Source organism: Hyunsoonleella ulvae, from assembly GCF_016827605.1.
Classification (GTDB): Bacteria; Bacteroidota; Bacteroidia; order Flavobacteriales; family Flavobacteriaceae; genus Jejuia; species Jejuia ulvae.
This window is the reverse complement of the sequence record NZ_JAEPJQ010000003.1, coordinates 72,331-84,929: the sequence shown is the minus strand read 5'-3', so window position 1 is coordinate 84,929 and position 12,599 is coordinate 72,331. Positions and strand designations below refer to the sequence as shown.

Here is a 12,599-nt window from a genome sequence, read left to right as displayed (position 1 = left end):
AATGGCGAAATAAGATGAATCCTGACTTTAACCAATTATTATGATAAGATTATCTTAAATAAAATTGTATCGTGAATAACTATTAATTAATTCTTTCTGCTTGGATTTATTTTACTTGTATTTTAGAGACATTAAACTACTAAAATGAAGAAAACAGCTTTTATAACTGGTGCTACTAGCGGTATTGGGGAAGCCACAGCTTACGAATTTGCAAAACACGGTATCAGATTAGTACTTTGTGGTAGGCGATTAAACAGGCTAAACACCATAAAAGAAGCCTTAGAACGATTAACCGATGTGCATATTTTAAATTTTGATGTACGGGATAGAGCTGAAACTTTAAATGCCATAAGTACACTCCCTGAAGATTTTAAACAGATTGATATCCTAATAAATAATGCTGGAAACGCCCATGGGTTAGACCCAATTCAAGAAGGCAACTTAGATGATTGGGATGCCATGATGGATATTAACGTAAAAGGCCTTTTGTATGTGAGCAAGGCGATAATCCCACAAATGACAGCTAGAAAATCTGGACACATCATCAACATTGGCTCTTCCGCAGGTAAAGAGGTATACCCAAAAGGCAATGTGTATTGTGGCAGTAAACATGCTGTCTTGGCCATTACTGAGGGCATGCGTGTGGATTTAAACCCTTTTGGAATTAAAGTAGGAGCTATAAATCCAGGATTGGTTGAAACTGAATTTTCCCAAGTACGATTTAAAGGCGGAAAACAAGCCGATAATGTATACACTGGTTTTAAAGCTTTGCAAGCAAAAGATGTAGCTGAAGTTATTTATTTCGCGGTATCCAGACCCGCCCATGTTAATATAGCTGATGTCTTGATGTTTTGTACAGCGCAGGCAAATAGTGTTACCGTTAAAAAAGTTTATGATTGAAATACTAAAAAAAGAATGGTTTAGTTTAACAAGTTCTTTTTCAGAAGATTTGAGTCTAATTGAAGAGCTTTGGAAAGAAATTGAGATACAATACACATCGAGTGTCCGCCATTATCACAATCTTTCCCATTTGCATAACATGTTTACACATGCCAAATATGTAAAAAGTGAAATTATAAATTGGCACAATTTTTTATTTTCTATTTGGTACCATGATATTATTTATAAACCTGGCCGAAACGATAATGAAGAAAAAAGCGCGCTCTTGGCTGACAACAGACTTAGACAGCTTGATTTAGACGAAAAGGATCTAAAAATGGTTAACAACCTAATAATTTCAACAAAAAAACATCAAATCATTCTTAAGGAGACTAATGACAATGCCTATCTTTTAGATATAGACCTTTCAATTTTGGGCAGTTCATGGGAAAACTATCAGGTTTATATCCAAAACATTAGAAAAGAATATGCTATTTATCCGAATTTCATATACAAAAAAGGCAGGAAAAAAGTTTTACAACATTTTAGTGAACGAGAAACATTGTATTTTACAAAAGTATTTCAACTTAAATATGAAAAATTGGCAAAAAGAAACTTAAAAAAAGAAATTGAATTGCTTTAAATAGATTCCTGCTTTCGCAGGAATGACTGCTATGATTAACAAACGTCTTCTGATAAAACATCTTCTAGCGCATAATGACGAAAATAGTTTTTATGATAAAAAACGAAAAATAGACATCAGCCATAAAGAAGGTAAGGCTAAGTTTTTAAAACATATTTGTGCGTTATCCAACAGTAACCCAAAAAACAATTCATACATAGTTATTGGTGTTGAGGATGAGGACAACAAAATAATTGGTGTTGATTTTTTTGATGATAGTAAAATTCAAAACCTTATAAATGCTTACTTAACCCATCCCCCTATTGTACAATATGAGAATATTCCGTTTCCGCACTTACCAGATGACAAAGTAATAGGCTTAGTAACTATAAGACCCACAGGTATCCTTACCTCTTTGCGAAAAAATATTTGGAAATATTATGGTGGCGCCGTGTTTTTTAGGGATGGTAGTATGAGTATGCCTAAAGTATTTAAAAGTGATATCATGGATGTGAATTCTAAAATTGTGGAAGCCATTGAAATGAATGCGCAAAACAATATAAAACACACTTTAGATGGTGTTATGGATTTTATGAATACCCGTAAAGACTTTAATGCCCAATACAAAGTGTTTAAAGAGTATTTTGTAGTGTGTTGGGCAGGGCAAAAGAAAACCGTGAAAAAAGAAACCTTTTACTCGCGAGTGGATATAGAATTGATAAACGAACAAGTACGTTTGTTTTTTTCTACACTAGACGAAGTTTCTATAAAAATAACCGAAAATACATTTGAGATTATAGAGTACGTGAATTTAGGGTTCCAGAAAAGCTATAAATATTATCCTTTAGAAGAAACTGTTATTAATTTTCAGGAGAATGCCAGTTACAATATTGAAACCAAATTGCTCTTTGAGCCACCCCAATTTAACAAAAAAACATTGTACCACATTTACAATACCAACAATGCACTTTTAGAAAAATTGAAAAAGGGACTACGTTTAACTGAAACCGAAACCATAGATTTAAACAACCTTCCTTCTACATATTTAATATGTTATCTAAATGATTTTGATGATGCTATAGACAGGCTACAAGAAGTAAAACCGTATTTAAAAACACAAAACAAAGACACTTATTTACTATATAAAGAAGCGATACGAATTTTAAGAAAAGTGAAATACAATTAACATATGTTAATAAATTTAACCTTAACTTAACACAAAACAGTTTGGTAAGATTAAAAAAGTAGTACATTTGCACTGCTATTAATCATTTAATCAAACCTTGTGCTCCAAATCGAAAACAGAGTGTCAAGGTTTTTTTATGTCTTAACCTTTCTTAAGCTACTTTAAGACAACCTAAATGATGCATAGTACAATACAACAAACTACTTAAAAGAGAAAGCAACTAGATAAAAACTTAGTTAATGGTAAGTTTAAAAAAACAACAACCTGAGAGAGCCTGGGTTTAATAGAAGTGCCCAGATATTACTTCAGCTCTAATTTTTCAGCAAAATAATCGCAAAAATCTTTCATGGTAGCTGTCATTTTTTCATCTTGTGTTGCACGGTTAAATGTATTAGCCATAGCTACTAGTGTTTGATGAAAAAATATCTTCATATCATCAACTGGCATATCTTTGGTCCATAAGTCTATACGTAACATTTCTTTGGCCTTATCGTCCCAAACGGATAACATCATAGCTTTAGCCTCTGCATTGGTTATACCTCCATCTTGCGCTGTCCAAAATAATTTTTCAGGTACGCGGTTTTCGTCCAGTTCAACATTCAACTCTATTTTAGACTGTATTGTTTTTGCCATTATTTGCGTGGTTTAAACTTAGAATTATTAAAAATATCTTGTGGTTGGGTTTGTAGCATTTCCTTTAAAGAAACATCATTATTATTCATATAAGCCCTTACTATCTGCCAACCTATATATATGCCAATACGTCCAGGCGAATTGGTATCTATCTCTTCCAAAAAAAATTTACTAAAAGGGGCAGGGTTTATAAATCTATTTGGGAGTTTGGCATCATTACTGTAAAGTAACTCTCGCTCCACAAAATAGCGCCATATGTAGTGCTCGTTTGTACGTGCCCAATTTAGTTGCTCAGTAGTATATCCTATACCCTGTGCTTCTGTTTTATTAGGCAACATCACATCCTTAAAGTAAAGCTGTTTGCCAAAATAAATCATTTCATCTAGCAGGGTTTTTCTTTGAGGTTGATAAATATACTTTTTTGCATATTCCTTGGTAACATCTACCACAATCTGATCACTCTCAAAACCACTCTTTATAAAATTTTGAATACCGTCATAGAAATAATGATCTTTACCTAAATAAGTATCTAAAGCTATTAATGCGATAGTATCAGTAACTATCACTTTATTTCTGTAATCTACATTAGAAGTTGTTGTAATTACACGAGGTGGCTTAAACTCTGGAAAATAATATTTTAAATGATTAAATAAAGTTTCTATCTCAATCTCAATAGTATTGAACTTTTGAAATTTTTTCCCTACTTCATCAGTCAATTCTTGCTGTAGGGTATCTTTTATTTTGGCCATCCAAAACGCATCGTCGTACTTCTCCGAAAACATAAATGGATAAGCCTGCTTTATCTTAGGTAAATCATGCGCCTCTGCATGTCCAAAAAATTGATCGAAACGCTCAACAGCAATATCAATATTTATATTCGCAATAGCTTTTTCAAGTTTGTTTTCATCCTTACATGATAGGATAAGAATAGCCCCAAAAACAGCAAATAATATATGTTTCATAAAAATCTAAACGCTCTAAATTTTTATAAATTGAGCGTATAAGTTATTTTTGTTTGCAAAGGTAGTATTATCATATTTAATTTTCCTTGCTATGCAGACAGAAAAAGTTGTAAATCATATTGTAAACTGGTTAAAAGAATACGCTATAAACGCTGGAGTAAATGGTTTTGTGGTAGGTATTTCTGGAGGTATTGACTCTGCAGTAACATCTACCCTTGTTGCTAAAACCGGTTTAAAGGTTTTGTGTATTGAAATGCCCATCCATCAAGCTAAAAGCCACGTTTCAAGAGCACATGAACATATAGCGCAACTTAAAACACGTTTTGATAACGTTAATGATACTCGTGTAGATTTAACTCCTGTTTTTGAAGAATTTAAAACTGAAGTGCATTTAGATGGTAAGCAAACAACTGTTGATATGGCCTTAGCCAATACAAGAGCTCGTTTACGAATGACAACACTTTATTACTATGCAGGTTTGTATGGTTTGTTGGTTGCTGGCACTGGCAACAAGGTTGAGGATTTTGGTGTTGGCTTCTATACAAAATATGGCGACGGTGGTGTAGATTTAAGCCCTATTGCAGATTTGCTAAAATCTGAAGTTTACCAACTTGGCGAATTTTTAAAAGTACCCGAATCTATTATGAATGCTGCTCCTAGCGATGGTTTGTTTGGAGATGCCAGAAGTGATGAAGACCAAATTGGGGCTTCTTATCCTGAACTGGAATGGGCCATGAAAATGGAGGATCAAGGAAAAACAGAGAACGATTTTTCTGGGCGTGAAAAGGAAGTTTTTAAAATATACAAACGTTATAATATCAATAACAAACATAAGATGATTCCTATTCCAATTTGCGAAATCCCGAGTGATTTAATGTAAGTGTTGTAATATCTATAATTTTTTTAGTATTTTTGACCATTGGGTATATTCCCTAACCTATGCTATGATTCTCTCAAAAAAATTAATCGTCATAGCTAATAAAACCCTAAGATATGATTAAATTATTGATAGCGGACCCTCATCCTATTATCAGAAAAGGACTTGAGCATTTATTTTCCGCTTCTTCTGACGTTGAAATTGTTGGAAGTGTTGACAACGGCGAAGCCGTATTGGAATTTCTGAAAAAGGAACCGGTTGATGTACTTCTCTCCGAAATTGATTTACCAAAACTTAATGGATTAACAGTTTTAAGGCATTTAAAATCAGACTTTCCTGATATTAAAGCATTAATGTTAAGTGCGCAACCAGAAAATGTTTATGGTTTTAACTCCATTAAAGCAGGTGCAGCTGGTTACATTTCTAAAAACGAAAATGTAATTACCATTAACGAAGCTGTAACAAAAGTTTACAATGGAGGCATTCATTTAAGCAATGAACTTACGCAAGAACTAGCGTTTGGTACTAGAACCAACAAAAACGGTAGGTTCTTTAAAAAACTATCCACTAGAGAAACAGAAGTTTTAAAACTTTTGGCTATAGGAAAGAAAAACAAAGAGGTTTCTAAAGAACTCAACATTAACGAAAAAACTGTAAGTACTTATAAAGCGCGTTTAATGAAAAAACTAAAAGTTGATAATTTAGTTGATTTAGTAAACCAAGCTAAGTTCTTAGACTTATAGTACACGATTAAGTTTTCTAGATAATAACATTTTTAAACTAGAATACTCTTTAACTTCTTCGAGCACAGATTTGTTTATTTCAGATTTGTGCTCGATTGTTTGTTCCAAAACAATTTTCTTCATAAGGTTTGTTAATTTAAATCAGCAAGCCTTAATCTGTTTAATTTTCTTGTCAAGAGTTTTTCTAATTCGTTGTAATCATTTATTTCATTCAATATTTCTTTATGGGTATTAGAAATATCATTCTTAGTCTTTTGCATTAGTTCATCCACTTTCTTGTATACCAAATAACACCTAAGGCTAAGTATGGTCTCACGAACCAATTGTTCGATAGAGTTTTGTTTTAATTTTGGAAAAATATTTTTACGATGCCAATCACTTAGCCAATATTTCTCATCAATCATAAGCATTGAACTGATTTCTGTTGAAGATTGAGAATCTAGACTATTAAAAAGACTTTGAGGTTTTAGATCAGAATTTAAGTTCATTTTATCAATGACAGTGTAATAAATATTTTTGAAAGTATTGTTTGCAAATTCCATTTCATCCTCTTGTAAATCTAGATAAATTTTTTCAAAAACCTTTGCTTGTTGAATTACAGGTTCCATTATTAAATCTCCTTCATCATTTTCTTTCAGTACTAAATCTTCAAAATCTTCTATCTCATTCCCATATAGCAAAAGAATTTCAATTATGTCACGTTCTAAACTATATTGGACATCTACTTTTTTTATAGATTGATCATTCTTGATCAGCTCTAGGTTGTTTTTTTCTTGCTTATATTTTCTATTTTCTTCTCTTAGTCCCTTTTGATTGATTTGTGCTAAGGTTGTAAAGAGTACTTCCTCGCTAATATCCATAATACGAGCACACTCTTGTATGTAAACCTCCTTTTTTATGGTATCGGGGATTTTAGATATACTATTTACAATATCCCTTATAGTTTCTGCCTTTTTTATGGGGTCTGTTTTGGCTTCTTCATACAAAATCGAAGCCTTAAATTGAATAAAGTCTTTAGCTTTCTCTTCAAGATATACCGTTAATTCCTCAAGTGTATTCTGCTTTGCGAAGCTATCTGGATCTTCTCCTTCGGGAAACGTACATACCTTTACGTTCATGCCCTGCTCCAAAATTAAATCAATACCCCGAAGCGATGCACGCATCCCTGCTGCATCTCCATCAAAAAGTACCGTGATATTATTGGTTAAGCGGTTTATTAAACGTATTTGCTCCGATGTTAATGCTGTCCCAGAAGAAGACACTACATTTTTAATTCCTGTTTGATGGAATTGAATAACATCGGTATATCCCTCAACTAAATAACAGTTATCCTCTTTCGCTATACTTTGTTTGGCATCATAAATACCGTAAAGTACTTTGCTTTTGTAATAGATAAGGCTTTCTGGAGAGTTTAAATATTTTGCAGCTTTTTTATCATTTACTAAAATACGCCCACCAAAACCTAGCACACGACCGCTCATACTTTTTATGGGAAACATAACACGCCCTTTAAAACGATCAAATTGTTTTTCCCCTTTTACAATAGTAAGCCCTGTTTTTTCCAAAAACTCTAATTGGTAGCCTTTCTTTAAAGCTTCGTCTGTAAAGGCTTGCCATTCATCAAGCGAATAACCTAAATCAAATTTCTTTATAGTCTCCTCAGTAAACCCTCGCTCTTTAAAATAGCTTAATCCTATAGATTTTCCTTGATCGGTTTTATGCAATATGTTTTTAAAATAACTGTTTGCAAATTCATTAACCAAGTACAAACTTTCCCGTTCATTGGCTGCTTCTTTTTGCTCATTACTCTGTTCGGTTTCCTCTATATCAATATTGTACTTTTTGGCGAGATATTTTATAGCTTCTGGGTAGGTAAAGTGTTCGTGCTCCATTAAAAAAGCAACAACATTACCCCCTTTTCCTGTACTAAAGTCTTTCCATATTTGTTTTACTGGAGACACCATAAAACTCGGGGTGCGTTCATCGCTAAACGGACTTAAACCTTTATAGTTACTTCCAGCTTTTTTCAGCTGCACAAAATCCCCTATAACCTCTTCAACACGAGCGGTTTCAAATACTTGATCTATGGAATGTGCTGCTATCAATTTTTGAAATTTATAGGAAATGTAAATGTACTACTAAAGTATTGATTTTTGAAATTTGAAGTTACAAGAAAAAAGAACTGTTCCTGAAACAAGCCTATGTTTTTAGTACTTATGCTTTTACATCTAAGGCATCCCTCAACGCATTTCCTATAAGCATAAACGCCATAACCAACCCCATAATACAGAGTCCGGGTATCATTGCTAAATAAGGTTTTCCTAAAATAATATAGTTGTAATGATCTTTTATCATAGCGCCCCAGCTTGCCATAGGTGGTTGTGCTCCTATGCCTAAAAAGCTCAATCCGCTTTCAATTAAAATGGCTGCCGCAAAATTTGCTGCAGAAATTACAATAATTGGCGCCATTATATTAGGTAAAATATGTTTAGTAATAATTCTATAATCGTTATACCCTAAGGCCTTTGCGGCAGTAACATATTGCATTTCTTTGGTGCTAATTATTTGTCCTCTAACTACTCTGGCAACCTCAACCCACATCGTTAGCCCTACTGCGATAAAAACTTGCCAAAAACCTTTTCCTAAAGCTAGGGTTATTGCAATAACCAATAATAAGGTTGGAATAGACCATGTTACGTTAATTATCCACATAACTACGGCATCTACCTTGCCACCGAAATAACCAGCTAAACTACCCATTAAAACACCTATGATTAGTGAAATAAACACTGCTACAAAACCTATAAAAAAAGAGATTCTGGCACCTACCAAAATCCTACTTAATAAATCGCGACCATATTTATCGGTACCAAAAAAGAATGTTTTTTCTTTGATAAAAGCATCAATTTCTGAATTGGGGAAATTTGATAGGGATATTACTTTTTCAACGCCTTTTAAACCATCTGACGCATATTCTGTATATGCTAGGTTACGATCTGCTATAGAGTACTCTGATATTGGTACTTCGGTATCTGTATTTTTAACACCAAAGAATAGTTTACTTAATACATTTTGCTCATTTTTTACCTGAGATGGTATTGTAAGCATAGACACCTTAAACCCTGGAGGTTTTGAATGTATGGACAAATGCATTTGGTTGGCATGCTGTGAATTATCAGGTGCCACTAGATAGGCAAAAATGGAAATCAACCCTACAAATACAATAAAATAGAAACTAAAAACGCCCCAGAAGTTCTTTTTAAACTTTTGGAGCGCTAAATGTCTCAGTGAATTTGATGTGTTACCCATTTAAGGTTTAGTCTTTTACCTTAGCTACTTTTTTAATGCTGTAGGCCAGTTTTAAATCTTCAAGTACATTCACAGCCTCTTCCACATAAACGTCTTGACTTAAATTCTTATACCAGCGTTCTCTTTTATCTTTTAAGCTTGTAGTATCGGTTTCAAATAATTGTTTTTCAAAAGTTGTCGGTAAAAAGGCTAGATCAGTTTTATACTTTGAAATAGCATCAAAACGTTTAGCTTCTTCTTCGTTTAATTCAATTTGCTGCTTGTACGTTTTATAGTTTAGAGAAAACTCGGTTTCATCAATTTGATTTTTAACCCATTTGGCATTTTCTTCTATAAGCTTTAACTGCTCGTTGTTATTCATACGTTCTTTACTTTTGCTTATGGCCTTATCATAATCAAAATAATTATCCCAAGTTTTATAATCCGCTGGGTCTATTTCATCATAAGGTAATGGGTTATCTTTTTCTTTCTCCCCTACTTCTATAAAACTAAAACGCCCAGGCACTTGCACATCGCTTTTCACACCTTCCAACTGTACTGAACCTCCATTAATTCTATAATACTTCTGGGTTGTAAATGCTAAGGCTCCTAGATCGCCACTGGTATTATTTCTTACCGCATTGTTTAAGTTATACACGTTTTGCACTGTTCCTTTTCCATAGGTTTGCTTACTTCCAATAACAATGGCACGTTTATAATCTTGCATGGCAGCAGCCATAATTTCGGATGCTGATGCTGACAATTCATTCACTAAAATTACCAATGGTCCATCCCAAGCAATAGATTCATCCCTATCACGAAGCACTTCTTTTGGTGCTCCAGTAGAACGCACTTGTACTACTGGCCCCTCTTTTATGAATAATCCAGCCATATCCACAACTGCTGGCAGGGATCCTCCACCATTATTTCTTAAATCCAAGATCAATCCTTCCATACCTTCAGCCTTTAAGCGTTCTATCTCTTTGCGAACATCTATAGCTGCATTTAAGTTCTTATAATCTTGAAAATCTACGTAAAATCTAGGTAAATTAATAATCCCAAACTTTTTGTCTCCTTTTTTAACCACCGATGCTTTGGCGTAAGTTTCGCCCAACTCCACAACATCTCGTACAATAGTTACATCTTTTATGGTGCCATCTACTTTCTTAATGGTTAAAGTTACTTTAGTTCCCTTAGGCCCTTTAATATATTTTACGGCATCACTAATACGCATGCCAACAATGTCTATACCCACTTCTTCATCCTCTTGCTTTACTTTTAATATGATATCTTCAACTTCTAACAGCTGACTTCTCCACGCTGGACCTCCAGAAATCAATTCTACTATTTTTATATAGTCCATACGTTTAGTTAGGCGTGCTCCAATACCTTCTAATTTACCAGACATTTGGGTATCAAAATCTTCTTTACCTTTTGGTGCCAAATAGTAGGTGTGCGGATCAAACTCATCAACAATGGCGTTTACATAGGTTGAAAACCAATCTTCGCGGGTTAAGTCATCAATATTATCATTAAAATAAATATCCAAAGATTTTAAGGTTGCCTCCCTTGCTTCTTTCTCAATTTCAGCCTCTGTCTTCATAGTGTAAGACGGATCTTTTTCTTTAGCTTGCTGCTCTTGTTGCAAAATATCATCATAATTGGAAATCGTTGAAAACTTTAATTGCTTTCTCCAACGTTCTCTCATTTCTTTTTTATTATTCACAAAAGCTATTTTATCATAATCCGTATCAAACGTCTCATCAATAGTATAATCAAACGGTTGGGATAAAACGTCTTTGTATATAGTTTTTGCCTCACCTATACGTTTCATCATACGGTTATACACCACATTAAAAAACGTAATGTCATACGCTTTTAATTGATCATCTATATTCGTTTTGTAGTTCTCAAATTCTTTATAATCCGATTCGTAGAAGTAACGTTTAACAGGATCCATTTGTTCAATGTAGTCATTAAACAATCCTTCTGAAAAACTGTCATTCAATTTAATAGGGTCGAAATGCCCATTTTGCAGTATATAAGTAATAACTTGCAGTAATAATTTATCCTTGTCGGTATCATCAAACTTCTTAGAAGTAAAACTACAGGAGGCAAATGCCAAAAGTAGTACTAACAACAATACCTTATAATTCTTTTTCATCATATCCTTCATAATCTTAGATAAAAGCTATTTAATTTATTTATCAATTTACTAAAATACTGAAAAAACCGTGCCATTGAACGGATGGGTCACTAATTTTTTGTTAAAGCAAACAAAACAAGGGTTTACATAAGAATTTATGTATTTTAGCAATGCTTAACACTGAGCCTATTTATGTTAAAAAAACCCTTGATCTTAGTCACTAATGATGATGGCATTACCGCCCCTGGTATACGCACATTGATTGAAGTTATGAATACTTTGGGCGATGTAGTTGTAGTAGCACCAGGCAGTCCACAAAGTGCCAAAGGCCATGCCATTACTGTAGATTCTACTTTGTATGTTGAACAAATAGAAGTGCCTGATGGCACACATTTGGAATACACATGTTCTGGCACCCCAGCTGATTGTGTGAAATTAGCCGTAAGAGAAATTTTAGATAGGCGTCCTGATATTTGCGTTTCTGGCATTAATCACGGCTCTAATTCCTCGATTAACGTTATATATTCTGGTACCATGAGTGCCGCTATAGAAGCCGGCATAGAGGGTATCCCCGCTATTGGTTTTTCGCTGTTAAACTATAAATGGAGTGCTAAATTTAATGCTTGTAAATCGTTTGTAAAAATAATTACTGAAAATGTATTGCAACATGGTTTACAGGACGGCGTAGTATTGAATGTAAATATTCCCGATGTTCCCGAAACAGACATAAAAGGTATAAAAGTATGCCGGCAAGCACGTGCTAATTGGGTTGAGGAATTTGATAAACGTAAAAACCCGCAAGGAAGAGATTACTATTGGCTAACCGGTAAGTTTGTAAATTTAGATGGAGGTATAGACACGGATGAATGGGCACTGGAGCACAATTACGTATCTCTCGTACCCGTACAGTTTGATTTAACCGCACACCATTTCATTAAAGATTTAGACACTTGGAATTTTAAATAAAATGAAGAAAGATATTTTCATAGGCATATTAATAGGTTTTATAAGTAACGGAATAGGTTTTATAATTGCATCCTTTATTATTGGCAAGCTTAAGGGGTATGATCTAATTTCAGCCATCCAAACTTCTTTTTCAGAAGGGTCGGTAGGGCAAATAATAAGTCTCGGTGCAATTTTAAACTTAATTGCCTTTTTTATTTTTATAAAAAAACGACAAGACTATCGCGCTAGAGGGGTTTTAATTATTACCGTATTTATCGCTGTATTTACCTTTGTAATTAAACTGTTTTGATTCTTTTT

At 33.7% G+C, this 12,599-nt stretch carries 12 protein-coding genes; 7 read left to right on the top strand and 5 right to left on the bottom strand.

Annotated features, from left to right (window positions below; genetic code table 11):
- The first annotated feature begins 144 nt into the window (after positions 1–144).
- Genes JS605_RS09400 through JS605_RS09390 form a run of 3 tightly spaced genes read left to right on the top strand, consistent with a single transcriptional unit; the run spans position 145 to position 2,687 of the window.
- On the top strand, positions 145–900 hold the full coding sequence (locus tag JS605_RS09400; RefSeq protein ID WP_203257466.1) for an SDR family NAD(P)-dependent oxidoreductase: 756 nt from the start codon (positions 145–147) through the stop codon (positions 898–900).
- The gene (locus JS605_RS09395; RefSeq protein WP_239000319.1) at positions 893–1,522 is read left to right on the top strand and encodes an HD domain-containing protein; all 630 of its coding nucleotides are present in this window, start codon (positions 893–895) and stop codon (positions 1,520–1,522) included. The genes JS605_RS09400 and JS605_RS09395 overlap by 8 nt, the downstream gene beginning before the upstream one ends.
- A 31-nt stretch (positions 1,523–1,553) precedes the next feature.
- The gene (locus JS605_RS09390; protein WP_203257465.1) at positions 1,554–2,687 is read left to right on the top strand and encodes an ATP-binding protein; all 1,134 of its coding nucleotides are present in this window, start codon (positions 1,554–1,556) and stop codon (positions 2,685–2,687) included.
- Between the two features lie 300 nt (positions 2,688–2,987).
- Here the strand turns inward: JS605_RS09390 and gldC are convergent, their stop codons facing one another.
- Positions 2,988–3,320 carry a gliding motility protein GldC gene (gldC, locus tag JS605_RS09385; RefSeq protein ID WP_203257464.1) on the bottom strand — a complete coding sequence of 111 codons (333 nt, stop codon included), beginning with the start codon at positions 3,318–3,320 and terminating at the stop codon, positions 2,988–2,990.
- Positions 3,320–4,282, bottom strand: coding sequence for a gliding motility lipoprotein GldB (gene gldB, locus JS605_RS09380; RefSeq protein ID WP_203257463.1), 963 nt, complete (start codon positions 4,280–4,282; stop codon positions 3,320–3,322). Before gldB ends, gldC begins: the two co-directional genes overlap by 1 nt.
- 91 nt (positions 4,283–4,373) lie before the next feature.
- Between gldB and nadE the strand changes: the two genes are divergently transcribed.
- Both nadE and JS605_RS09370 read left to right on the top strand, forming a co-directional pair.
- Complete coding sequence (gene nadE, locus JS605_RS09375) at positions 4,374–5,162, top strand: NAD(+) synthase (protein ID WP_203257462.1); 789 nt, start codon at positions 4,374–4,376, stop codon at positions 5,160–5,162.
- A gap of 113 nt (positions 5,163–5,275) precedes the next feature.
- Complete coding sequence (locus tag JS605_RS09370; protein ID WP_203257461.1) at positions 5,276–5,902, top strand: response regulator; 627 nt, start codon at positions 5,276–5,278, stop codon at positions 5,900–5,902.
- A gap of 131 nt (positions 5,903–6,033) precedes the next feature.
- On the opposite strand, the gene dnaG is transcribed toward JS605_RS09370, so the two are convergent.
- The 3 genes from dnaG to JS605_RS09355 form a co-directional block, all read right to left on the bottom strand.
- Positions 6,034–8,007 (bottom strand): DNA primase, encoded by a 1,974-nt coding sequence (gene dnaG, locus JS605_RS09365; protein ID WP_203257460.1) that lies wholly within the window; start codon positions 8,005–8,007, stop codon positions 6,034–6,036.
- A gap of 109 nt (positions 8,008–8,116) precedes the next feature.
- Positions 8,117–9,211 (bottom strand): ABC transporter permease, encoded by a 1,095-nt coding sequence (locus tag JS605_RS09360; protein WP_203257459.1) that lies wholly within the window; start codon positions 9,209–9,211, stop codon positions 8,117–8,119.
- Positions 9,212–9,218: 7 nt separating this feature from the next.
- Positions 9,219–11,354 (bottom strand): carboxy terminal-processing peptidase, encoded by a 2,136-nt coding sequence (locus JS605_RS09355; RefSeq protein WP_203257811.1) that lies wholly within the window; start codon positions 11,352–11,354, stop codon positions 9,219–9,221.
- Positions 11,355–11,528: 174 nt separating this feature from the next.
- Here JS605_RS09355 and surE point away from each other — a divergent pair, with 174 nt between their 5' ends.
- Both surE and JS605_RS09345 read left to right on the top strand, forming a co-directional pair.
- Positions 11,529–12,302: a 5'/3'-nucleotidase SurE gene (gene surE / locus JS605_RS09350; RefSeq protein WP_203257458.1), complete on the top strand. Its 774-nt coding sequence runs from the start codon at positions 11,529–11,531 to the stop codon at positions 12,300–12,302.
- A 1-nt stretch (position 12,303) separates the two neighbouring features.
- On the top strand, positions 12,304–12,591 hold the full coding sequence (locus JS605_RS09345) for a hypothetical protein (protein WP_203257457.1): 288 nt from the start codon (positions 12,304–12,306) through the stop codon (positions 12,589–12,591).
- Positions 12,592–12,599 lie beyond the last annotated feature (8 nt).

What these genes read in the sequence shown, in the direction of transcription:
- JS605_RS09345 (WP_203257457.1), top strand. Translation starts at nt 12,304, where the DNA reads ATGAAGAAAGATATTTTCATAGGCATATTAATAGGTTTTATAAGTAAC.
- JS605_RS09400 (WP_203257466.1), top strand. Translation starts at nt 145, where the DNA reads ATGAAGAAAACAGCTTTTATAACTGGTGCTACTAGCGGTATTGGGGAA.
- JS605_RS09370 (WP_203257461.1), top strand. Translation starts at nt 5,276, where the DNA reads ATGATTAAATTATTGATAGCGGACCCTCATCCTATTATCAGAAAAGGA.
- surE (WP_203257458.1), top strand. Translation starts at nt 11,529, where the DNA reads ATGTTAAAAAAACCCTTGATCTTAGTCACTAATGATGATGGCATTACC.
- JS605_RS09395 (WP_239000319.1), top strand. Translation starts at nt 893, where the DNA reads ATGATTGAAATACTAAAAAAAGAATGGTTTAGTTTAACAAGTTCTTTT.
- gldB (WP_203257463.1), bottom strand. Translation starts at nt 4,282, where the DNA reads ATGAAACATATATTATTTGCTGTTTTTGGGGCTATTCTTATCCTATCA.
- JS605_RS09360 (WP_203257459.1), bottom strand. Translation starts at nt 9,211, where the DNA reads ATGGGTAACACATCAAATTCACTGAGACATTTAGCGCTCCAAAAGTTT.
- nadE (WP_203257462.1), top strand. Translation starts at nt 4,374, where the DNA reads ATGCAGACAGAAAAAGTTGTAAATCATATTGTAAACTGGTTAAAAGAA.
- gldC (WP_203257464.1), bottom strand. Translation starts at nt 3,320, where the DNA reads ATGGCAAAAACAATACAGTCTAAAATAGAGTTGAATGTTGAACTGGAC.
- JS605_RS09355 (WP_203257811.1), bottom strand. Translation starts at nt 11,354, where the DNA reads ATGAAAAAGAATTATAAGGTATTGTTGTTAGTACTACTTTTGGCATTT.
- JS605_RS09390 (WP_203257465.1), top strand. Translation starts at nt 1,554, where the DNA reads ATGATTAACAAACGTCTTCTGATAAAACATCTTCTAGCGCATAATGAC.